Here is a 20,920-nt window from a genome sequence, read left to right as displayed (position 1 = left end):
ATCGAACAGACATGCGGCTCATCAAGCTCCTGCTCCCGCTGCTCGCCCTGCCACTCGCGGCCGGTGGGTGCAGCGCGCTCGGGTCGCAGTCCGGAACCGCCACGCCGAGCGCGAGCGCCACACCCGCGCCGGGCAGCGACTGGATCGTGGTCGCCGGCGGCAGCGCCACGCCGAGCCCGAAGGTCAGCTACCGCGGCTCCCGCTCGCCCGCCCTGCCGCCCGTCTCGTTCCTGCCGACGCCGGCACCGGGCTGCGCCAAGGAGTGGACCGTCGATCCGGTGCTGATCCCGCTCGAGGTCACTCCGGGCGCCGGGAAGCTCACCGTCACCTGGCCGCGGCAGTACGACTCCGACTACCGGATCACGGCCGTCAAGCAGCCGCTCGTGTCCGGCAGCCAGCCGCCGTACACGTGGCAGAAGGTCCCGGCGGGCACGGGCTGCACGATCACTGCCACGATCACCGGGCTCACGCCGAAGGTGCCGTACGTCGTCTGGCTCGACGCGCCGGGGACCGGCTACGAGCGGGACGGGTCGCGGCACCCGTACAGCGGCCGGTCCGGGGTTGTCTACCCGAATTAGGTCGCCGTCGTGTTGCGGCCGCTCCACTTGGCCGCGTACAGGCGGTCGTCGGCCACGCGGAACAGCTGGTCACCGGTCATGCCCGGCTTCCAGCCGGCCACGCCGACGCTGACGGTCAGGCGGACGTCGGCGAGGATCGCGGCCCGGGCGACCGCCGTACGGATGCGCTCGCCGACCTCGGCCCCCGCAGTCGCGTCCCCGCGCAGGAAGATCACGAACTCGTCGCCGGCGTAGCGCACGGCCTCGTCCCCGGCGCGGCAGTGCGCCCGCAGGATGGTCGCCACCTCGCGCAGGGCCCGGTCCCCGGCGCTGTGCGAGTACGCGTCGTTCACCGCCTTGAAGTGGTCGAGGTCGATGAGCAGCAGGCAGAGCGGCTCCTCGCCGGCGGGCGAGATCCCGTCCATCAGCACGTCGAAGCGCCGGCGGTTGCCCAGGCCGGTGAGCGGATCCCGGAGGATCTCCCGCTCGGCGCGGGCGCGGGCGGCCTCGATCTCCTCCCGCTGGCGCGCCTGTCGCAGCATCGCGAGCCGCTGGAGCCGCAACTGCCACAGCTCGCGGACCTGAGCCTCGACGGTCTGGAAGAGGTCCCGGCTCGCCTGGCCGCCGTCCAGCGCCAGCGCGGTCAGCGCCAGCTCGAAGCGGATGATCGGGCGCTCGTCCGGGCGGGAGCCGTACCCCGGCAGGTCCCGCGCGGCGATGAACTCCCGGCGAGCCTCGTGCAGGTACCCGTGCTCGCGCAGGCTGATCCCGTGCGCGAGGTGGGCCATGCGGGCGTACTGGTGGGTGCCGGCCGCGCGCAGCTCCCCGATCACCGAGCGGGCCAGCTTCTCGGCCACGGTGGTCTCGCCGAGCTTTGCCAGCGCGAGCGCATGCACCGCCGTGACCGTGGGATCGGGGTGGTCCTCCAGCCAGGCGCGGGTGATCTCGGCGCTGCGGCGCAGGCGGCTGCGCGCCTCGTCGGAGCGTCCGACATGCGACAGCCGCAGTCCCCAGTAGAGCAGCGTGACCGCGTGCACCAGGTCGAACGACGGGGAATGGTGGCGCAGGTGCTCGTACGCCCAGGCCGCCGTCTCGTACAGCTCCGCGGCGGTGGCCGCCTCGGCGAACGAGCACATGGCCGACCTGCGCCGGTCGGTGTCGGCGGCCTGCTCGTCCAGCAGCACGCCGGCCCGGGCGAGATTGCGCATGCAGTCCACGTAATGGCCGCCGAGCATGTGGACCTGCGCCAGGTCGCAGAGCGCCTTCGCCTCGCCGAGGGCGGAGCCGATGCGGCGGTACTCGTGCAGCAGCGACGACCCCAGGGTGTTGGCCTCCGGGATGCGCCCGAGGGCGAGCATCGCGTACATCTTGCCCTGGATGAGGAACCGGACGGTCTTCTCGTCGCCGACGGCGCGGGCGATGGCCAGGTAGGCGTCGGCCGCCTCGACCGCCTCGTACGCGAGCCCGTTGTTGGCCATCCGGTGCACGGTGGTGGCGAGCAGGTGCAGCGGACCGTACGCGGTCACCGGCACCGGCAACCGTTCCTGCGAGATCCAATCCGCCATGACCCCAGTATCAGCAGTTCGCGCGTCAAGTAAATCCCCGTCGTCGCCGATCGACGTCGGTCGACCGTCCTATTCGGGACAGCTCGCGTCCTGCCATCGATGCGTATCGTGATTCCATGGGCGCGTGGGGCCGGCGACGGGCTGTCGCGGCTGCCCTGGCGGTGGAGGTCGTGCTCGCCGGGGTGGCGATCGGCGCCGCCCGCGTCACGTCCCCGGACCTCGGCTTCGACTACGTGCCCATCCGGCGCGTCCCCGCGACGGTCGCCGGACCGGCCACCGGCTCGTACACCTGGGACTGCGGCCGCAACGAGATCGGGCACCGCAACACCGCGAACATCGTGGTCACCCCGCGCCGGGCGGGGCCGCCGCACCACGTCCACGACTACGTCGGCAACCTCGCGAACGACGTGGGCGCCACCGTCGAGAGCCTCCCGGGCGGCGGTACGACCTGCCCGAACGGCGACGAGTCGACGTACTACTGGCCGGTTCTGCGGGTCGTCAGCGACGGCGCCGACGAGCACGGCGGGACGATCCAGGTCCCGGCGGCGGTCACGCTGACGTTCTACGGCAACCCCCGCAGCCCGGTCGTGCAGATGCCGCGCCTGCTGCGGGGAACGGTCGGGGACGCGTACGCCGTCACGAACGGCGGCGCGCTGGCCGCACCGGTGTGGAGTTGCGCCGGCGACGAGCTGCGCCGGGCGATGCGCTACCCGATCTGCCCCGCGGGCCACCGGGTGCTGCGGATCTTCGACTTCCCGAGCTGCTGGGACGGGCGGCGGCTGGACAGCCGGGGGCATCGCCGGCACCTGATCTTCCCCGAGCCGGGCGGCGGGTGTCCGGAGTCGACGTTCGCCGTGCCCCGGCTCGAGGTCGTCGTCGCGTACGCCGTGCCGGCGGGCGCGCGCTACCGGATCGACACCTTCGACGCGCAACGGCACAGTCCGCGTACCGATCACGCCTTCTTCGTCAATCTGATGCCGGACGCCCTGATGGACGAGGTCGTCGAGTGCCTCAACGCCGGCCGTACGTGTGTCAGTTCCCGGGGCTGACCGGGCCGGCCGGTGCGGGCGGGATGCCGTCGGGCAGCGGCTTCGTCCGGCCGCCCGCCGGGCCGACCGCGAACCAGGTGCCGTTGACGCCCTGGCCGAGGATGTCGCCCGGCTTCTCGTCGCGGGCGAAGTAGTACACCGGCTGCCCGTTGATCGTCACCTGGCAGTGGCCGTCGGCGCGTTCCACGTACCCGAGGATTCTGGGGTTCAGGCCCTTGGGGAAGATCTTGCCCGGCGACTTGATCAGCAGGGGCGGCCACACCTTGGCGCAGTCGCCGTTGCAGGTCGCCTTCGGCGGCTCGTTGCTGTCCTTGTCGAAGCGGTACAGCGTGCGCCCGGCGCCGTCGGTGACGTACGTGCCGATCTGCTCGTTCTCCGTGGCGTTGAGCTCGACGGTCCTGCTGCCCTTCCGGATGCTCCGCGGCGGCGTGACGTCCTTCCTGGACTGGCCGCTGTAGATCTTCACCCACTTCTGCTTCTTCGCGACGGTGGGCTCGGGGACCGGGGCGGCGGGCGGGTCCGGCGTCTCCCCGGCGAGCTGCGGCGCCGGGGGCCCGTCGTCGGGTTCCGGCGGCACGTCGGCGCTGGGGCCGGCGGCGGGCGCGGCCACGAACTCCACGGCCGGGGGCACGCCGGTACGGGCGCAGCCGGTCAGCGCCAGAATGCTCACCGCCACGGCCGCGGATGCCAAGCTGATGCGCTTCATGATTCCCCCTGTGGACGAAGCGAATGCCTCTCACACGCCACCGGCCCCGATCCGGTTCAGAGAAATCTTCCGAACCCGGTGAACCGGATCCGCCGGGTGTCCGTGTGAGGGGAGTCAGACCGACGAAACGGGGGTCGAGGGTGGCCGGGCACGCGCTCCGTCCGGCCAGCCTCGGCATGTGGACCGCCGTGACCGGGGGGATGAGATGCCGGGGTTGAGGCTCCAACGTCGCCGGGAGGTGGCTGATGAGGCACTGGTCAGATCGCTCTTCGCCGAGCACGGACGGGCGATGCTCGCGTACGCGACCCAGCTGACCCGGGACCGGGCGGCCGCCGAGGACGTGGTCCAGGAGGCCCTGGTCCGCGCGTGGCGGCACCCCGACAGCCTGGTCAACGGCAAGGGGTCGGTCCGCGGCTGGCTGCTGACGGTCGTGCGCAACATCGTCACCGACCAGATCCGGGCCCGCAACGCCCGCGCCCCCGAGGTGCGGGAGAGCCCGATGGACGTGGCCTCCGACGACGACCACGCCGAACGGGTGGTCAACTCGATGGTCGTGGTGGATGCGCTGAGCCGGCTCTCCACCGAGCACCGTGAGGTCCTGGAACAGCTGTACCTGCAGGGCAGCACGGTCACGGAGGCGGCCAAGACGCTGGGCATCCCGCCCGGGACGGTCAAGTCGCGCTCCTTCTACGCACTCCGGGCCTTACGCGAGCTGAAGTCGCTGAGCCCCGCCGGAACGGAACGGTCTGCATCATGAACACGAATCACGTGGACCTCGCCGGCTACCTGACGAAGTCGCTCGACGCGGAGCAGCGTCGCGAGGTGGAAGCGCACCTCGCCGACTGCGACGAGTGCCGGGCCGAGGTGGAATCCCTGCAGGAGTGGACGATGGCGCTCGAGGCCGTGCCCGAGGCGATGCTGCTGGACGGGCCTCCCGACGATGCCGACCTGCTGCTGCAACGCACGCTGCGGCAGATCCGTACCGAGTCCGCCGGGAGGCGGCATCGGCGTACGGCGCTGGTGGGAGCCGCCGCCGCGGTAGTGGTGGCGGCGGCGATCGCCTCCGGGGTCGCGGTGGGCCGGTCGACGGCAGACGAGGGCACCCCGGTGGCGCAACCGCCGGTGACCCGGTCGCAGCCGACGACCGCGCCGGGCACCCGGACGGCGACGGCGGTGGACGCGGGCACGGGTGCGCGGATCACGGTCGCCGTGGCGCCGGCACCGGGCTGGGTACGGATCAAGGCCGCGGTCTCCGGCATCCCCCAGGGCGAGCGGTGCCGGCTCGAGGTCGTGGCCCGGAACGGTACGGCGGTGCTCGCCGGCAGCTGGCTCGTCTCCGCGACGGGCGCGGCGGAGGGGACGACGCTCGACGGCAGCGCGCTCATCCCGCCCGATCAGGTCGCCTCGGTTCGCGTGGTGACGGAGGACGGCAGGACGTACACCAGCGTGAACGTGTGACGCGCCCGCCGGAGGGGCGGCGGGCGTGTGCCGCCGGGCGTCTCGCGCGGGCCGCGGCTCAGAGCGTCGGCAGCCCGGCGGCCTGCCAGGCCTTGAAGCCACCCGCGAGGTCGGTGGCCCGCAGCAGGCCGAGGTCCTGCAGCGCGGCCGCCGCCAGGCTGCTGGTGTAGCCCTCCTGGCAGGTGACGATCACGTCGAGGTCGTAGTGCGTGAAGGACAGCCGGGCGTCGCTGCGGGGGTCGAGCCGCCATTCCAGGACGTTGCGCTCGATGACGATCGCGCCGGGGATCTCGCCGTGCTCGGCGCGCTGGGCGGCGGGCCGGATGTCGACGAGGACGGCCCCGCGCCGCATGGCGCGGTGGGTCTCGTACGGTCCGAGGCGCGCCAGCCGGGTCCGGGCGGCGGCGAGCAGGTCGTCGATCCCGCGGGAGCCGGCCGGGGCGGTACGCAGCACCGGGGCGCTCACCACTGTGCTCCGGCCTGCTCGACCGTCACGACATCGAGGCCCGAGGCGCCGATGCGGTAACGGGTCATGGTCCGCAGCGCGGGGGCGTACGCGTGGATGCTGATCGCCGGCCGGTTCGAGCGGTTGGTGATCCGGTGGATGTGCCGGCTGCCGAACCGCCGCCCGGCGCCTTCGCCCAGCTCCCGCGCGGTGATGCGGGGCGGGCTGTCGGGCGCGATGCTGACCGTGTCCTCGGTGAGGGTGCCCGAGAAGACGTGGAACGCGCCGGCCGACCCGCCGTGGTCGTGCAGGTCGGTGCCCTGTCCGGGGAGCCACGTCAGCAGCCAGATCTCGTGGTCGTCCGCCTCGGCGAGCCGGTGGTACCAGCGCGCTGACGCGTCGAAGCGGGGCGCGACGGGCCAGACCCGGGGATCGGCGGCGAACCGCTGGGCGAGGGCGAGGTGGTCGAGGCGGAGGTCGGCGACGGTCATGGCGGCTCCCGATTCCCATACAAAGCCTATTGGTCCTATAGGTTTACCGCGTCGGTTCGGGAGCCGGGCCGCGACGCGCGGGATCTACCACAGTGTGGGAAGCGGCTCCGCCGGCCCGCGGCGCTCAGTGGAATTCGCCGCCATGGATGAATTGCGGGGGCAGCAATTTCCGGTGCGGCCGCCGAAGGCCGGAAAATGTGAATGTGAAACGAGGTTCTCGCCGCCCGGAATAGGCAATCACGATGATCGACTATGTCTGCAGCCGAGATCTCGGCAAGTAGCAACAATGTGCCTATAACGGACAACTAAGACATAGGTTCTATTGTGGGACGGCGGTACGTTGAGAGTGTCTTTGAAGCAGCTCCACGCGGGACACGAAAGAGCCTCATGCGGCTTTGCTTCTTTCTTGGAACGTCTCCAGAAATAGACGCGGAGCGACGGCATGAATACCCTGCGTTTTTCTCGACGGCTATTGAATCACCGGATCGGCCTATGACCTCAACCGTTCAGGCGGAATGGAGTGACGACGGCGGCCCTCGGTATCCGCAGCGTTATATGGTCGGCGACGCCTGCGAGAGCCGGTGCCCGGAGGTCACCCCTCGCCCGCCACCTCCGAGCCCCCCGATGAACGAGGACGGACACGTGTCGAACTCCCGCCGCGGTTTGCTCGCCGCCGGCCTGGCCGCCGCCGTAGTCGGCTCCATGGGGGTCGTGTGGACCCTGAACGCCGATGCCGACGAACTTCCCGCTTCGGAGGCGCCCGCCGCCGTCACCGCGTCCGCCGACCCGGCGGGCGACGCAGATGCCGCGGCGCCCTCCGCCGGCGAGACCGCGCCTGCTGACGAGAGTGCGCCCGCGGACATGACCGCGCCCGCCGACGTCACCCCGTCGGACGACGTGGAGCCGCCGGTCGCCGCTCCCGCGGCTCAGGGCGGCGAGTTCCCCGAACCGCCGAAGGTGCTGCCGTGGGGTCAGCGGCCGTCGAAGCTCAAGCGTGCCCGGGCCGGCGCGAACAGCAGGGCGGTCGCGGCCGCCGGCGCGGACGCGGCGCCGGCCGACACCAGCGGATCGCTCGAGCCCGTTCCGGAGTACGCGCCGAAGGGCCGCAACTCGCGCGGCGGCCTGCTCCGCAAAGCCCGCACCACCGTCGTGCCGCCGGCTCCCCCCACGCGGGGCGCAGCCGCGGCCGCCGGCGACGTCTACTTCCACTACGCGGTCGGCACCCAGGTCGCCGACACCGACGGCAGCTGGGCCAACCTGTCGATCGCGAAGCCGTACCTGGCCCGCGGCGACTTCCACACGCTGACGGAGATCGCGGTGCAGTCCGCCGACGGCCGCCAGATCGTCGAGGTGGGCTGGACGGTCGACCGGGCGGTCAACGGCGACGACGACCCGCACCTGTTCGTGTACTACTGGAAGGACCGCGTGCCCAGCTGCTACAACGCCTGCGGTTTCACGATGTACAGCAGCACGGTCAAACCCGGCGACACGTTGCCCGTCGGAACGTCGAAGCGCTTCGGCATCCAGCACTTCGACGGCGTCTGGTGGATCGCGTACGACTCGGAGTGGATCGGGTACTTCCCGGACCGGCTGTGGAACGGCACCTACACCCGGGCCGGCCTGACCCAGTGGTTCGGCGAGGTCGCGTCGGCCACCGACCAGCCGTGCACCGACATGGGCAACAGCCTGCCCGCCGGGGACCTCTCCGCGGCGCGGATCGGATCCATCTCCATGACCAACGGCCCGGTGCCGTTTCCCGCCGTACGGACCACCAGCCCGTACTACAGCGTGCAGTCGATGACCGACCGGACGTTCCGGTTCGGCGGGTCGGGAGCCTGCTGAGCCGCGTACGCTCCGGACGCGATGCCCGGTCCCCTCGCGGGACCGGGCATCTTTTTTGTCCGCGGGTGTCGAACCGGAGGCCGCCGGCCGGGGTACAACGAGGCGACACCCCTGGTGGGAGGCAGCGAATGAGGCGACGGGTGAGTCCCGCCGAGGAGCTGATGACCGCGCTCTACACCGAGCACTACGCGGTGCTGCTCAGCTTCGTCTCGCGCTACGTGTCCGACCGGCACAAGGCCGAGGACCTGGTGCAGGAGACGCTGCTGCGCGCGTGGCGGCACATCGACCACCTGGAGCCCGACCCCGGGCGGACCCGCTCGTACCTGTTGACGATCGCGCGCAACGTGGTGACCAACGCCTGGCGGGCCGAGCAGCGCCGCCCGCACCTCGTGGCCGACGACGCGGCGGTGGAGTCGGCGCCTGCCGCCGACAACGTCGACCAGCTCGTCGAGGGCTGGCTCGTCGCCGAGGCGCTGGAGCGGCTCTCGGCCGACCACCGCGCGGTCGTGCAGGCCATGTACTACGAGGGCCAGACCGTCGCCGACGCGGCCCGGAAGCTGTCGGTGCCCGAGGGCACGGTGAAGTCGCGGGCCTACTACGCCGTACGGGCCCTGCGGCAGGCGTTCGAGGAGATGGGGGTGCTGCGGTGAGCCCCGACCACGACGAGCTGCGCCGGCTGCTCGGCGGCTACCTGCTCGGCGGCCTGGACGACGCCGACACCGACCGCCTCGACGCGCACCTGCTGCATTGCGACGGATGCCGGGAGGAGCTGGAGCGGCTGGGGCCCGTACCGGAGCTGCTCCGGTCCCTGACCAACGCCCCGCCGCTGGTCGTCGCGCCGGGCACCCGCCCCAGCCCGGCCCGCGTCGAGGGTCTGCTCGGCCGGATGCGGGCCGAACGGGCGCGCGAACGCCGCCGCGCCGGGATCCGGTGGCTGGCCGCGGCCGCGGTCGTGCTGCTCGCCGCGGTGTCCCTCGGCATCGTGCTGACCCGTGACCGGGACGCGCCCGTGCCACCGCAGGCCGCGGCGAGCCACCCGCCGCTGGTCACCGCGGAGTTCGAGGCCGCCGACGGCAGCGGGATGGCGGGGCAGGCGGTGCTCACCGGCAAGACGTGGGGGGTCTCGGTGGACCTCACCGTGTCCAAGCTCAGCGGCCGGGGGCCGTTCGTCTGCCAGGTGCGCCGGGCCGACGGGATGACCGAGCAGGCCGCGATCTGGGGGCCCACGCCGAGCGGCAACGCCCGGGTCACCGGCGCGAGCTCGATCCAGTTGCCCAGCGTCAGCGTGGTCGCGGTGGCCGACAAGGAGGGACACGTCCTCGGCACCGCCCGCGTCCGCTGACGGGTCAGGCGCCGGGGCCGTACAGCTTCTCGCGCTGGGCCTGGGGGAGCGAACAGGCCGCCGTGCCACCGGGGAGCAGGTGCCGGTGGCCGGCGATCCAGCGGTAGATCGGCCAGGCCAGCAGCCCCACCGGCTTGACCTGCAGCGCGCGCCCCGGCACCTCCCACAGGCGGCCGGCGTCGCGCAGCAGCAGCGCGATGGCGTCCGGCCCGGAGGCGACCGTGCCGTCCGGGCCTACCCACTGCACCGCCTCCTCGACCTGCTCCAGCGTCAGGCCGAGGGCGCCGAGATCGGCGAACTGCCACGGGACCACCGTCGCGCGCGACGGGATGCGGCGCTCGATGAACTGCGCGCACGTCGTGCAGAAGGAGCAGTCGCCGTCGTACACGAAGGTCGGGGTGTTCATGGTTGTAGTTTGTCAGGTCACTCGGCGGAACTTGACCAGGTACGTCTGGGCGACGACCACCACGGCCAGGAACGCGCCGCTGATGACCTGCTGGTAGCTGCTCGGCACGTTGCCGACCTGGTTGATCATGTTCTGGATCACGCCGAGCAGCAGGACGCCCGCGATGGTGCCGGCGATCGTGCCCGCGCCGCCGGTGAGCAGCGTGCCACCGATGACCACGGCCGCGATCGCGTCGAGCTCCATGCCGGTGCCGAGCACCGTGACGCCCGAACCCAGCTTCGCCGCGTTGATCGCCCCGGCCAGGCCGGCGAGCAGGCCGGACATGACGTAGACCCAGACCTTGGTACGGCGTACGGCCACGCCCATGAGGCTGGCCGCGTCCTCGCTGCCGCCGACCGCGTAGACGGCGTGACCGAAGCGCGTCCGGGACAGCAGCACCATGCCCAGCGCGAAGACGACCACGACCAGCCACACCGGGTAGCCGATGCCCAGGAACGAGCCGGTGCCGAAGCTGCGGAACGCGTCGTTCGTGACCAGGTACGTCGTCGAGCCCTCGTCGCTCAGGGCCCGCATCAGCCCTCGGGCGCCGAGCAGCGCGGCCAGCGTGACGATGAAGGGCGCCATCCTCGTGTACGCGATCAGCAGCCCGTTCACCACGCCGATCAGCCCGCACACCGCCAGCGGCACGAGGAACGCCGGCAGCAGGCCCCACTTCGACGCGTACGCGGAGACCACGCCGCCCAGCACGTAGAGCGAGCCGACGGACAGGTCGATGCCACCGGTGATGATCACGAAGGTCATGCCCAGCGCGATCAGCGCGGGCGGCGCCGCGGCGACGAGGATCGTGCCCGCGTTGTCGAAGCTGCGGAAGTTGGGGAACGACGCCGTCGCGATGAGCACCACCACGATGAGCACGGCCAGCGCGCCCTGCCGCTGCACCAGGCCGACGATGCGGTCGGTGCGTTCGGCCCGTCGCTCGTCCGCGGCGACGACGGCCGCGGGGACCTCGGGGTCCGAGACGATTCCCTGGGTCACCGGCTCTTCCTCTCTCGGGCGACGTACACGGCGATGAGGATGATGACGGCCTGCACCATCTCGGTCGTGGACGGCTGCAGGTTGTGCTTGATCATGGTGGCGACCACGAGCTGCATGAGCAGGGCGCCGGCCACCGTACCCAGCACCCGGACCTTGCCGCCGGTGAGCGGGGTGCCACCGACCACCACCGCGGTGATCGCGGAGAGCTCGATGAGCAGGCCCACCGCCGAGGCGTCGCTGGACTGGATGCGGGCCACGGCCAGCACGCCGGCGATGGAGGCCAGGACCGAACAGACCACGTACACCGTGATCAGGACCCGCTTCACCGGTACGCCGGCCAGCTCGGTCGCGGGCCGGTTGCCGCCGATCGCCAGCAGCCGGCGGCCGAAGACCGTGCGCCGCACCACGAACGCGACCACGAGCACCAGCAGCGCGGCGATCCAGACCAGCATCGGGATGCCGAAGAGGTTGCCGGAGCCGAGGAAGATCAGGTCCTCGTTGCGGACGTCCTTGAGCTGGCCGTTGGAGATCACCAGGGCCAGCCCGCGGCCGCCGACGAACAGGGCGAGGGTGGCCACGATCGGTTGCAGCCCCACCCGGGCCACCAGCGTGCCGTTGACGAGGCCCACCAGCACGCCGGCGACCAGCGACATGAGGATCGCGGCGACGACGCCGTACCCGAGGTAGAGCGGGATCAGTGCCGCGGCCAGGGCCATCACCGAGCCCACCGACAGGTCGATGCCCTCGGTGCCGATGACCAGGGCCATGCCCAGCGCCACGATGACGATCGGGGCGACCTGGACCAGCTGGATGCGCAGGTTGCTCAAGGTCAGGAAGTTCGGGGTGAACAGCACGTTGTAGCCGACCAGCACCAGGATTGCGACGTAGACGCCGTACTTCGGCAGCCAGGCGCGGACCCGGGCGAGGTCGAGGGCGGGCCGCGGGGCGGTCGCAGCCTCAGTCGTCATTGCCTACCTCTTTCGCTTCGACCGCCGCCGCGGCGATCGTCTCGAGCAGCGCCTCGGTGGTCACGTCGTCGCCGCGCAGCTCGCCGACGACCGCGCCGTCGCGCAGCACCACCACCCGGTCCGAGCCCTCGACCAGCTCCTCGGCGTCCGAGGAGACCAGCACCACGCCGAGCCCCTCGGCGGCCAGCTCGTCGATGAGGCCCTGGACCTCCGCCTTCGCGCCGACGTCGATGCCGCGGGTGGGCTCGTCGAGCAGCAGCACCTTCGGCTGGGTGGCGAGCAGGCGGGCCAGCAGCACCTTCTGCTGGTTGCCGCCGGACAGGTCGCCGACGCGCTGGTCCGGGCTGGACGCCTTGATCCGCAGCCGCTTCATGTACGTGTCGACGATCTGGTCGATCTTCTTGTCCGAGACCAGGCCCAGCCTGGACATCCGGGGGAGCACGGCCAGGGCGATGTTCTCGCGTACCGACAGGCCGGCCACGATGCCCTCGGCCTTGCGGTCCTCGGGCTGCACTGCGATGCCCGCCTTCACGGCCTGCACGGTGGTGGGACGCTTCAGAGCCCGGCCGTCGACCTGGACCTCGCCGCTGTCCACCGGGTACGCGCCCCCGATCGCCTTGATCGTCTCGCTGCGCCCGGCGCCGAGCAGCCCGCCCAGCCCGACCACCTCGCCCGGCTTCACGGCGAAGCTGATGTCGTGCAGCTTGTGCCGGCTGTTGAGGTCGGTGACCCGCAGGACCGGGGCGGCGTCGACGGCGTCGGGGTGCTCGCCGGCGAACCCGGTGAAGCCCTCGCGGCGTACGGCCGACATGTCGCGGCCCAGCATCAGCGAGACCAGCTTGATCCGTTCCAGGTCGGCGAGCTTGCCGGTGTGCACCACCTTGCCGTCGCGCAGGATCGTGACCGCGTCGCAGATCTGGTACAGCTCGTCGAGGCGGTGGCTGACGTAGATGATGCCGATGCCCTGCGCGTGCAGGTCCCGGATGACACCGAAGAGGGTCTCCACCTCGCGCGGCTCCAGCGACGAGGTCGGCTCGTCCATGATGACGACCTTCGCGTCGATCATGACGGCCCGGGCGAGGGCGACCATCTGCTGCGCGCCCAGCGCCAGCGTGCCGAGCTGGCGGCGGACGTCGGTGGTGACGCCGTAGCGCAGCAGGATCTCCTGGGCCTCGCGGAACATGCGCTTCTCGTCGAGCAGGCCGAACGCGTTCCGCGGCTCGCGGCCGAGGAAGAGGTTGTGGGCCACGCTCATCAGCGGGATGAGGTTGACCTCCTGGTAGATCGTGGAGATCCCGGCGTGCTGGGCGGCCATCGGGGTGTCGAAGCGGGTCGCCTGGTCGCGGTAGCGCAGCTCGCCGCCGTCGGGCTGGTAGACGCCGGTGAGGACCTTGATCAGGGTGGATTTCCCGGCGCCGTTCTCGCCGACGAGCGCGTGGACCTCACCGGGTTGCAGGGTGAAGGACACGTCGTCCAGGGCTCGGACGCCCGGGAACACTTTGGAGACATCGACGACTTCTAGCAGCGCCATGAACGCATTCACTCACTTCTCAACATAATCCGTCAAGAGTTCGAACATTGTCTTTGGTTTGTGTGGTTGCAGTGGGGGCTTCTGGGGCGGGGGATGGCCCACTCCGGGCGGTCAGGCTCGATCCCTGCGTGGACCATCCCCCGCCCCAGAAGCCGTTGTGGTTGCGTAACCGAAGCCGGCGCGGGCGCGGCTACAGGTGTTCAGCCCAGCGGATTTGTGCTGTTCCAAGTGGTGTCGGGGATGTAGCTGGTGGGGGTGTCCCAGGTGTTGCCGCCGCCGTTGGTGGCGATGTAGACGGCTTCGGCGTAGTGGCGCCAGTAGTAGCCGGGGTAGTTGAAGGATTCGAGTGAGATGTTGCCGGTGCCGCCGTTCTGGGGTGGTTGGGCGCAGAAGGTGGCGTCCTGCTGGAACGTGGTGGTGTTGTCGTTGGGGGACTTCTGGAGGCGGTAGTTGGCGTGGCGCAGGTACTGGCCTGGGAAGTTGACCGACTCGAAGGAGTAGCAGCTGGTGTCGGCGAAGCCTGCTCGGACGGTGAAGGTGGCGTCGGCGCGGTCCGTGGCTGGGCTGGTCGTGGTGATGACGTCCGTGCGGGCGAGGTTGTCGCGGTGGCGGAGGTAGCGGGTGTCGTAGCCCGGGGTGGTGACCTTGAAGGAGCGGGTCTGGCCGATGGGCAGGTCGGCGCCGCTGCGCCAGAGGGGAGCCGAGATGGCCCAGGTGGCGTCGTCGTTGAAGGTGCCGCCGGTGTTGGCGTCCATCCAGACTTCCTCGGCGCGGTGGCGCATGAAGTAGCCGGGCATGTTGGAGGCTTCCAGTGAGGTGCCGCCGCCGGAGAGGCCCGGGCGGGCGCAGAAGGTGGCGTCCGCGGTGAAGGTGCCGCCGGTGTTGGTTTCGCTGTAGACCCGGTACGCGCGGTGGCGCAGGTATCGGCCCGGGAAGTTACGGGACTCGAACGAGTAGCAGGAGCTGTTCGAGAGGCCGGGGCGTACGGAGAAGGTGGCGTCCTGGCGGTCCGTGGTGGTGCTGGTGGTGGAGACGACGTCCGTACGGGCCGCGCCGTCACGGTGGCGCAGGTAGCGGTTCGTGTAGCCGGGTGTGGTGACGCGCAGTGAGGCGAGCTTGTTCGTGGACAGGGTGGTGCCGTTGGCCGCTCCGAGGACGCGCAGGTTGACCTCGCGGACGCGGGCGAAGTCCATCTTGCGGATCTGCCGGTCGTACGTGAAGAAGCCGTTGAGCTCCTCCTCCACGTCCGTCGGTTCGGTGTAGACGGAACCGGAGAGGCCGTTGCCGTTGATCAGGTCGACGAGCTTGCCGGTGATCTGGACGTAGCGGTTGGTCAGCGCGGTGGAGTCGGGCAGCCACTCGTACGCGAACTTGCCGCTGGTCGGCCACTCGTGACCGGAGACGCGCAGGCCGAGGCCGCCGTACTCGCCGTTGACCGCGATGCGGGTGGCGCTCGGGGCGCGGGTGATGCCGGGGCCGACGTACATGTGGTCGTCGATCACGTCGCCGTTGCCCGGGTCCGGGTCGGAGTCGCAGCAGTTGGAGCCGGAGTTGTGGTTCACCAGGCGGGTGGGGTCCCAGCCCTTGACCAGGTCGGCGATGCGGCCGGCGTCGTATTCGCCCCAGCCCTCGTTGAACGGCACCCACTGCACGATCGACGTGATGCCCTTGTGCTCGTCGATCATCTCCTTGAGTTCCTTCTCGAACCGCTGCCGCCCGACGGTCGACGGCTCCCGGCCGCTGGCCAGCGCCGGCATGTCCTGCCACACCATCAGCCCGAGGCGGTCGGCGTGGTAGAACCAGCGGTCGCTCTCGACCTTGATGTGCTTGCGGACCATGTTGAAGCCGAGCGCCTTCTGCTGCTCGAGGTCGAAGGCGAGCGCGGCGTCGGTCGGCGCCGTGGAGATGCCGTCCGGCCAGTAGCCCTGGTCCAAGGTGCCGAGCTGGAAGACGAACTTGCCGTTCAGCGTGGGGCGCAGGACGCCGCCGAGCATCGCCTTGCCGAGCGAGCGCATGCCGAAGTACCCGCCGACGGCGTCGCCGCCGGCCATGGTCACCCTGAGCGTGTAGAGGAACGGGTCGTCGGGGGACCAGAGCCGGGCGTTCGGTACGGGGACCCGGAAGCTGCTGCCCACGGTGCCGCTCGCCGTGCCCACCACCGTGCTGCCGTTGAGCACCTGGGCGGTCACGCTCGCGCCGGCCTGCGTGCCCTGCACGACGAGGTCCAGCCCGCCGGCCGCGACGTTGGGCGTGGTGTCCAGCCGGGTGATCCGCTGCGCCGTGGTCGGCTCCAGCCAGACGGTCTGCCAGATGCCCGACGAGGGCGTGTACCAGATGCCGCCGCGGTTGGTGCGCTGCTTGCCGACGGGGATGTCCTGGTTGTTGGTGGGGTCCCAGACGCCGACGATGATCTCGTTGGAGCCGGCCCGCAGCGCGCTCGTGACGTCGTACGAGAACTTGTCGTAGCCGCCCTCGTGAGTGCCGAGCAGCGTCCCGTTCACCCAGACCTTGGACTGCCAGTCGACCGCGCCGAAGTTGAGCTGCACGTTGCGGCCGGCCCAGGCGGCGGGGACGGTGAACGTCCGCCGGTAGTACATGTAGTCCTCGTGCCGCATGATCCCCGAGAGAGCGCTCTCGATCGGGTACGGGACGAGCACCTCCTCGCCGAGGGTGGTGCCGACCGGCGGCGTGTTGATGTTCGCGGCGCCGGCGAACTGCCAGGTGCCGTTGAGGCTCTGCCAGTCGGGGCGGGTCAGCTGCGGCCGCGGGTACTCGGGGAGCGGGTTGGTCGTGGACACCTGGCCGGTCCACGGCGTGCTCAGGGGCGGGGGCTTCGGGGCGGCCGCCGCGGGGGACTGCGCGGCGAGTGCGACGCCGGCCGAGGCGGTCAGCGCGGCGGTGGTCACGGCGAGGAGGCGTCGCCACGATTCGGGTCGATGTTCAGTCACGTTCGTTCTCCTTCGGGGCCAGGAGCGCGCTGGTGGGGACAGGTGATAGACGTACGTCTATCCATGAGAAACGACGCACGGCGGCGCCGGAAGGGGGTCCGACGCCGCCGTGGCTGTGTTCGTACGCGTCAGTACGCGCTGTTCAGGTCGTTCTTGGCGTTGCTCTGGTCGTACTCGCGGTCGCTGATGATGATGTCCTCGGGGATCGGCTCACCGTTGAAGAACTTGGTGGCCGTCTCGAAGGCGAGCGGGCCGAAACGCGGGTTCGACTCGATGACCGAGTAGATCCAGCCGTCCACGATGCCCTGGACCGCGCCCTTGGTGCCGTCGATCGAGACGATCTTGACGTCGCCCTTGTTCTTGCCGGCGCTCTTGAGGGCCACCTCGGCGCCCAGCGCCATCTCGTCGTTCTCGGCGTAGATGCCGTTGATGTCCGAGTTGGACTGCAGCAGCTGCTCGGAGACCTTCTGGCCCTCCTCGCGGGAGAACTGGCCGGTCTGCTCAAAGACGATCTTGATATCCGGAGCGACCTTGGCGATTTGGTCCTTGAAGCCCTTGGTGCGCAGCGTGGTGACGTTGTTGCCCGGCGCGCCGAGCAGGATCGCCACCGAGCCCTTGTTGTTCATCGCTGCGGCCATCTTGTCGGCCGCGCGCTTGCCCTGCTCCTCGAAGTCCGACCCGATGAACGTCAGGTAGTCCTTGCAGGAGGTGGCGTTGATCTTGCGGTCGATCGTGATGATCGGGACCTTCTTGGCCGACGCCTTCGCGAAGACCGAGTCCCAGCCGTCGGAGTTGAGCGGCGCGATGATCAGCAGCTGGACGCCCGAGTCGATCATCTGCTCGACGTCGCTGATCTGCTTGTTGAACTGCGAGTTGGCGTTCGTCGCCTGCAGGTTGCCGCTCGGGATGCCCAGCTTCGCGGCCTCGTCCTTGATGGACTTGGTCTCCGCGATGCGGAACGGGTTCGCCTCCTTCTCCGACTGGGAGAAGCCGATCTTCGCGGTCTTGAGGTCGATCTTCTTGCCGCCGAACTGGTCGAGCGTGCAGGTCTTGGCGCTGGGGTCGGCCGACTGGACGACCTGGGCGCCGGCCGAGGCGTTGGAGCCGCCGGCCGCGGGGGTGTCGCTGTCCTCCGACTTGGCGCAGGCGCTGACCAGCAGCAGCGCTGCCCCCAGGGTTATGACTGCCGGCCTCCAGCGGCCGGGCATGGCGCTCATGGCATGTGCTCCTTAGTGGTGACTGCGAAACCGGCGGACGGGACATCGACGGGGGTGGCATCGAGCGTTTACCATCCGGAAACACATTCACGCACTATCGAACTTTTCCTGTCAAGGTCACGGTCATTACCAATCAGAAACGAACGCGACGATGCGTGGCCGTGCGTGCGCGTGGGTGAAGAGCCGCAGGTCAGGGCGTCGTCAGGCCCGTTCGGTGGGGTGAACGCGTTCGTTCAGGACGCAATACGGCACGTTGTTACCGGTCACAAATGGACAAGCGTCGGCCGGTGTGCTTGTGCGCTTTCCTGCGGCGTCACCGGCTCGGCTCCCTCCAGGGCCTGTGCCGAGGCCGTGCGGTTGATGAAGTCGACGCCGGCGTACTCGCTGTACTGCGCGACCGTCCGGACCGGACCCATGCCGAGCCGGCCCGTCGACGGGTACCGCAGCATGTTCGCCACCCGGCGCCGGCTCGCCCGCTCCCGGGCGAACCAGTTCCGCCCGGTCGCCGAGTCGCCGTGGTCGTCCCAGTGCCGCGGCCGGTCCTGGCGGATGTAGAAGTGCCAGGCCAGCACCTCGATCGGGTGGAAGAGGTCGTAGCCCCAGGTGAACGCGCGCACGGAGAGGGTGATCTCCTCGCCGTGGAAGTAGATGGTCGGGTCGTACGGCACCTCGAGCGGAAACGAGCCCGGCGCGAAGAGGAACCCGGCGGCGAGGAAGCGGGCGCGGAAGGGGCGGTCCCGGTCCTGCCAGCCGGGCACGACGGTCTGGTTGAACGTCGGTACGCCGTCCTCGGTCCAGTCCTGCATGATGATCCGCGTCGGCACGCCGGCCCCGGTGAACTCGGTGTCCGGCTCGTACATCGGTGGATAGCCGCTGAGGATCGGCTTCGCGACGCCGGTGGCCCGCGCGGCGGCGATGCAGCGGACGTCCCAGTCCTGCGCGAAGCGGGTGTGGCTGTCCGCCTGCAGGAACCAGTCGGCCGGCCGGTAGTGGCGCATCACCTCGGCCCGCGCCCAGCAGGCGCCCCGGCTCTGCCGGGCGTCGACGTCGAGGATCTCGACCCGCGGGTCCTCCCGGATCGCCGAGACGTCCTCGTCGCCCAGGTGCTGCCAGTTGACGACGATGCGCAGCTCGTCGGGGTGCCGCGCCTTCGCCAGGCAGTCCAGCACGGTCGGCACGAGTTCGGGGTCGCGGTACGCCGCCACCGAGACGAAGATCGTCATGTCACCGGCCCTCGCCGACGGCCCAGGGCAGCACCTCGGCCCCGCGGCCCGGGTCCTGCCCGCGGAACGCGTCGTAGGCGGCCGCCACGTCCTCGTCGCTCATGACCATCGTCTCCCGGAGGAAGTCGCCGGTCAGCCGGAAGGGCACCGGCCCGCCGGGATTGATCAGCACGTCCACCTCGTCGGGCAGCAGCGAGACCACGCCGGTGAGGTCCATCCGGCGCCACTCCGGCGCGCTGACCCGGCGCCTCTGTTGCGGGCCGGTCGTCACCACCACGCAGCGCACGTCGTCCGGCGACCTCACGACCAGCGGCCGCCCGTCACCGTTCAGCGCCACCTCGAGCTGCGCGTCACGCATCATGAGCTGCAGCTGACCGGCCTCCATCCGGCCACCCATGGTGAGCCGCAGCACCGCGTCCAGCGGATCGGCGGCCGCCCGGCCGTCGCGCGGTGCGTAGCCGGGATTGCCGCGGAACGGGCCGGGGACGCCGTCCGCGTCCAGCGGCCACACGCCGATCACCGCCTCGACCGGCGGGACGTCGTCGTCCGGCCGCGGCCGCCAGTCGGGGTCCATCAGCAGGAAGAAGTCCCGGTCGCGGAGCTGCTCAGGCTGCACTCGGCCGTCCTCCCAGGTCGATGGCCGCGGTGGCGCGGACGAAGTCGCCGGTCAGCCGTACGCCGGCCGGTCCGCCGGGGTTGACCAGCAGGTCCGCCCCGTCCGGCAGGCCGGCCACCAGCTCGGCGAGGCTCACCTGCCGCCAGTCCGGCGACGCGATGCGGGCGCGGTGCGGCATGCCGGTCGCGACGATCGCGCACAGCACGTCGTCCTCGGCCCTGCTCAGCAGCGGGCGGCCGTCGCCGTTCAGCGCCTGGTCCACCAGACAGCCCCGCAGCACGAGCTGCAGGTGCTCCACCTCGGCGTCCCCGCGCAGGGTCAGCCGCAGCAGCGCGTCCACCGGGTCCGACGGCGAGTCCTCGCTCACCGGCCGGTAGTCCGGGTTGCTCCGGAACGGGCCCACCGACCCGTCCGGCTCCACCGGCCACAACCCGACCACGGCCTCGAACGGCGGCGCGTCCACGTCGTCGACGCCGCGCCACTCCGGGTCGGTGAGCAGGATGACGTTCTCCTCGTCCGCCATGTCAGGTCATTCCCCCTGTCCGAGCAGCGCTGCCAGCGCCCGGTGCGTGCCGACAGGCCCGGCCGGCGCGGGTGCGTACCCGGCGGACCGGATGTCGGCGAGCAGGCCGGCGTCCGGCGCGAGCCCGTGCACGCGCAGGTAGTAGGCGGTCGCCTCGGTCCACACCCAGCGGCCGTCCGTGCGGTGGCCCATGGGCACGACGGCACCCCGCCCCGGCTCCACCGGGTCGGTGCCCCGGCGCGTCGTCGTCATGACGATCGCGCCGCTCTCCAGGTACGAGACCTTGTCGCGCTCGTCCTCGGCGATCGGGTCGCGGGTCAGCGGTTCGGCGATGCGTACGGGCGGCGCCTCGCCGGTCGTCCACAGCAGAGCGGAAGCCGACCGAGCGCCCCGCTGGTACGCGGGCGGTTCGACGCCGGACGGGTACGCCTCGACCTGCGGATCCGGCACACCGGCGCGGATCAGGGCGCGCATCACCACCGCCGTGACGGCCGGCAGGGACGCGATCGTGGACGCCTCGAGGACGTACACGCGGGTCGGCGGGACGACGGCCGGATCGAGGCCGGGAAGGACCCGCCAGGCTCGCCAGAGGGCCACCGCCTCCGGGACCCGGACCAGCGCCCGGGCGGCGCCGCGGTCGACGGGGTCGCGGACGTCCGGGCCGGTGGTCAGGTCCAGGACGAGGGCCGGGGTACGGCCGGGGGCGGGAAGCTCGGCGACGAAGGCGTACGGCGACCGGGCCCGTCCCGCCGACTGCTCGGCGACCACCGCCGCGACGGTCCGCAGGCCGCCCTCGGCCAGGGTGAGCCGGGCCCGCGCCAGCACGTCGTCGGGCGCCCGCCCGGCCAGCAGCAGCAACTCCCGGTGCAGCCGGGCGGCTTCGGCGTCCTCCGTCATGCCGTCCTCGCGTGGTCGTCGGCGTGCGATGTCCGGCAGCCATTCGACCACGGTGCCCGGGCCGCCCCGGCGGTCCGCGGCCGGTCGTGCCCCAACGTCGG

General features: G+C 71.1%; 21 protein-coding genes. 7 read left to right on the top strand and 14 right to left on the bottom strand.

Annotated elements, in window-relative coordinates; translation table 11 throughout:
* Window positions 1–11 precede the first annotated feature (11 nt).
* Window positions 12–578, top strand: coding sequence for a hypothetical protein (locus COUCH_RS37260; protein ID WP_249609823.1), 567 nt, complete (start codon window positions 12–14; stop codon window positions 576–578).
* On the opposite strand, the gene COUCH_RS37255 is transcribed toward COUCH_RS37260, so the two are convergent.
* Window positions 575–2,122: a GGDEF domain-containing protein gene (locus tag COUCH_RS37255; protein ID WP_249609822.1), complete on the bottom strand. Its 1,548-nt coding sequence runs from the start codon at window positions 2,120–2,122 to the stop codon at window positions 575–577. The genes COUCH_RS37260 and COUCH_RS37255 overlap by 4 nt on opposite strands.
* A 116-nt stretch (window positions 2,123–2,238) precedes the next feature.
* On the opposite strand from COUCH_RS37255, the gene COUCH_RS37250 reads away from it, so the two are divergent.
* Window positions 2,239–3,171, top strand: coding sequence for a DUF1996 domain-containing protein (locus tag COUCH_RS37250; RefSeq protein WP_249609821.1), 933 nt, complete (start codon window positions 2,239–2,241; stop codon window positions 3,169–3,171).
* On the opposite strand, the gene COUCH_RS37245 is transcribed toward COUCH_RS37250, so the two are convergent.
* Window positions 3,155–3,877, bottom strand: a complete 723-nt coding sequence (locus COUCH_RS37245; protein WP_249609820.1) for a hypothetical protein — start codon at window positions 3,875–3,877, stop codon at window positions 3,155–3,157. The genes COUCH_RS37250 and COUCH_RS37245 overlap by 17 nt on opposite strands.
* A 253-nt stretch (window positions 3,878–4,130) precedes the next feature.
* On the opposite strand from COUCH_RS37245, the gene COUCH_RS37240 reads away from it, so the two are divergent.
* Window positions 4,131–4,634 carry a sigma-70 family RNA polymerase sigma factor gene (locus COUCH_RS37240; protein ID WP_233414268.1) on the top strand — a complete coding sequence of 168 codons (504 nt, stop codon included), beginning with the start codon at window positions 4,131–4,133 and terminating at the stop codon, window positions 4,632–4,634.
* Window positions 4,631–5,335, top strand: a complete 705-nt coding sequence (locus COUCH_RS37235; RefSeq protein ID WP_249609819.1) for an anti-sigma factor family protein — start codon at window positions 4,631–4,633, stop codon at window positions 5,333–5,335. The genes COUCH_RS37240 and COUCH_RS37235 overlap by 4 nt, the downstream gene beginning before the upstream one ends.
* A gap of 58 nt (window positions 5,336–5,393) precedes the next feature.
* On the opposite strand, the gene COUCH_RS37230 is transcribed toward COUCH_RS37235, so the two are convergent.
* Together COUCH_RS37230 and COUCH_RS37225 are read right to left on the bottom strand one after the other, a co-directional pair.
* A complete protein-coding gene (locus COUCH_RS37230; RefSeq protein WP_249609818.1) occupies window positions 5,394–5,801 on the bottom strand; it encodes a rhodanese-like domain-containing protein in 408 nt (135 codons plus the stop codon).
* Window positions 5,798–6,271, bottom strand: coding sequence for a cysteine dioxygenase (locus tag COUCH_RS37225; protein WP_249609817.1), 474 nt, complete (start codon window positions 6,269–6,271; stop codon window positions 5,798–5,800). The genes COUCH_RS37230 and COUCH_RS37225 overlap by 4 nt, the downstream gene beginning before the upstream one ends.
* A gap of 642 nt (window positions 6,272–6,913) precedes the next feature.
* Here COUCH_RS37225 and COUCH_RS37220 point away from each other — a divergent pair.
* The 3 genes from COUCH_RS37220 to COUCH_RS37210 all read left to right on the top strand — a co-directional run bounded on the left by COUCH_RS37220 (window position 6,914) and on the right by COUCH_RS37210 (window position 9,455).
* The gene (locus tag COUCH_RS37220) at window positions 6,914–8,113 is read left to right on the top strand and encodes a neprosin family prolyl endopeptidase (protein ID WP_249609816.1); all 1,200 of its coding nucleotides are present in this window, start codon (window positions 6,914–6,916) and stop codon (window positions 8,111–8,113) included.
* A 128-nt stretch (window positions 8,114–8,241) separates the two neighbouring features.
* Window positions 8,242–8,763 carry a sigma-70 family RNA polymerase sigma factor gene (locus tag COUCH_RS37215; protein ID WP_199516957.1) on the top strand — a complete coding sequence of 174 codons (522 nt, stop codon included), beginning with the start codon at window positions 8,242–8,244 and terminating at the stop codon, window positions 8,761–8,763.
* Window positions 8,760–9,455, top strand: a complete 696-nt coding sequence (locus tag COUCH_RS37210; protein WP_249609815.1) for a zf-HC2 domain-containing protein — start codon at window positions 8,760–8,762, stop codon at window positions 9,453–9,455. Before COUCH_RS37215 ends, COUCH_RS37210 begins: the two co-directional genes overlap by 4 nt.
* Window positions 9,456–9,459: 4 nt before the next feature.
* Here COUCH_RS37210 and COUCH_RS37205 read toward each other — a convergent pair whose 3' ends face one another.
* From COUCH_RS37205 to COUCH_RS37160, 10 genes are all read right to left on the bottom strand, one after another.
* The gene (locus COUCH_RS37205) at window positions 9,460–9,861 is read right to left on the bottom strand and encodes a thiol-disulfide oxidoreductase DCC family protein (protein ID WP_249609814.1); all 402 of its coding nucleotides are present in this window, start codon (window positions 9,859–9,861) and stop codon (window positions 9,460–9,462) included.
* A gap of 12 nt (window positions 9,862–9,873) precedes the next feature.
* Entirely contained in the window at window positions 9,874–10,896 is a 1,023-nt protein-coding gene (locus COUCH_RS37200) for an ABC transporter permease (RefSeq protein ID WP_249609813.1), read from the bottom strand.
* Complete coding sequence (locus COUCH_RS37195) at window positions 10,893–11,864, bottom strand: ABC transporter permease (RefSeq protein ID WP_249609812.1); 972 nt, start codon at window positions 11,862–11,864, stop codon at window positions 10,893–10,895. The genes COUCH_RS37200 and COUCH_RS37195 overlap by 4 nt, the downstream gene beginning before the upstream one ends.
* Window positions 11,854–13,395 (bottom strand): sugar ABC transporter ATP-binding protein, encoded by a 1,542-nt coding sequence (locus COUCH_RS37190; protein WP_249609811.1) that lies wholly within the window; start codon window positions 13,393–13,395, stop codon window positions 11,854–11,856. The genes COUCH_RS37195 and COUCH_RS37190 overlap by 11 nt, the downstream gene beginning before the upstream one ends.
* Window positions 13,396–13,595: 200 nt before the next feature.
* Window positions 13,596–16,343 (bottom strand): AbfB domain-containing protein, encoded by a 2,748-nt coding sequence (locus COUCH_RS37185; RefSeq protein WP_249609810.1) that lies wholly within the window; start codon window positions 16,341–16,343, stop codon window positions 13,596–13,598.
* Between the two features lie 128 nt (window positions 16,344–16,471).
* On the bottom strand, window positions 16,472–17,560 hold the full coding sequence (locus COUCH_RS37180) for an ABC transporter substrate-binding protein (protein ID WP_249609809.1): 1,089 nt from the start codon (window positions 17,558–17,560) through the stop codon (window positions 16,472–16,474).
* A 263-nt stretch (window positions 17,561–17,823) separates the two neighbouring features.
* A complete protein-coding gene (locus COUCH_RS37175) occupies window positions 17,824–18,783 on the bottom strand; it encodes a UDP-N-acetylglucosamine-transferase (protein WP_249609808.1) in 960 nt (319 codons plus the stop codon).
* 1 nt (window position 18,784) lies between these two features.
* Complete coding sequence (locus tag COUCH_RS37170) at window positions 18,785–19,399, bottom strand: type VII secretion system-associated protein (RefSeq protein ID WP_249609807.1); 615 nt, start codon at window positions 19,397–19,399, stop codon at window positions 18,785–18,787.
* On the bottom strand, window positions 19,389–19,922 hold the full coding sequence (locus tag COUCH_RS37165; protein WP_249609806.1) for a type VII secretion system-associated protein: 534 nt from the start codon (window positions 19,920–19,922) through the stop codon (window positions 19,389–19,391). Before COUCH_RS37165 ends, COUCH_RS37170 begins: the two co-directional genes overlap by 11 nt.
* A 6-nt stretch (window positions 19,923–19,928) precedes the next feature.
* Window positions 19,929–20,819, bottom strand: coding sequence for a hypothetical protein (locus tag COUCH_RS37160; RefSeq protein WP_249609805.1), 891 nt, complete (start codon window positions 20,817–20,819; stop codon window positions 19,929–19,931).
* Window positions 20,820–20,920: the final 101 nt, after the last annotated feature.

The organism is Couchioplanes caeruleus (genome assembly GCF_023499255.1).
Lineage (GTDB): Bacteria > Actinomycetota > Actinomycetes > Mycobacteriales > Micromonosporaceae > Actinoplanes > Actinoplanes caeruleus_A.
The sequence above is the reverse complement of the archived record's forward strand: the minus strand, read 5'-3'. Positions and strand labels throughout refer to the sequence as shown.

Excerpts from the sequence above, each read along its gene's own strand:
- COUCH_RS37260 (WP_249609823.1), top strand. The coding sequence starts at position 12 with ATGCGGCTCATCAAGCTCCTGCTCCCGCTGCTCGCCCTGCCACTCGCG.
- COUCH_RS37255 (WP_249609822.1), bottom strand. The coding sequence starts at position 2,122 with ATGGCGGATTGGATCTCGCAGGAACGGTTGCCGGTGCCGGTGACCGCG.
- COUCH_RS37250 (WP_249609821.1), top strand. The coding sequence starts at position 2,239 with ATGGGCGCGTGGGGCCGGCGACGGGCTGTCGCGGCTGCCCTGGCGGTG.
- COUCH_RS37245 (WP_249609820.1), bottom strand. The coding sequence starts at position 3,877 with ATGAAGCGCATCAGCTTGGCATCCGCGGCCGTGGCGGTGAGCATTCTG.
- COUCH_RS37235 (WP_249609819.1), top strand. The coding sequence starts at position 4,631 with ATGAACACGAATCACGTGGACCTCGCCGGCTACCTGACGAAGTCGCTC.
- COUCH_RS37225 (WP_249609817.1), bottom strand. The coding sequence starts at position 6,271 with ATGACCGTCGCCGACCTCCGCCTCGACCACCTCGCCCTCGCCCAGCGG.
- COUCH_RS37215 (WP_199516957.1), top strand. The coding sequence starts at position 8,242 with ATGAGGCGACGGGTGAGTCCCGCCGAGGAGCTGATGACCGCGCTCTAC.
- COUCH_RS37205 (WP_249609814.1), bottom strand. The coding sequence starts at position 9,861 with ATGAACACCCCGACCTTCGTGTACGACGGCGACTGCTCCTTCTGCACG.
- COUCH_RS37195 (WP_249609812.1), bottom strand. The coding sequence starts at position 11,864 with ATGACGACTGAGGCTGCGACCGCCCCGCGGCCCGCCCTCGACCTCGCC.
- COUCH_RS37190 (WP_249609811.1), bottom strand. The coding sequence starts at position 13,395 with ATGGCGCTGCTAGAAGTCGTCGATGTCTCCAAAGTGTTCCCGGGCGTC.
- COUCH_RS37180 (WP_249609809.1), bottom strand. The coding sequence starts at position 17,560 with ATGAGCGCCATGCCCGGCCGCTGGAGGCCGGCAGTCATAACCCTGGGG.
- COUCH_RS37175 (WP_249609808.1), bottom strand. The coding sequence starts at position 18,783 with ATGACGATCTTCGTCTCGGTGGCGGCGTACCGCGACCCCGAACTCGTG.
- COUCH_RS37165 (WP_249609806.1), bottom strand. The coding sequence starts at position 19,922 with ATGGCGGACGAGGAGAACGTCATCCTGCTCACCGACCCGGAGTGGCGC.
- COUCH_RS37160 (WP_249609805.1), bottom strand. The coding sequence starts at position 20,819 with ATGACGGAGGACGCCGAAGCCGCCCGGCTGCACCGGGAGTTGCTGCTG.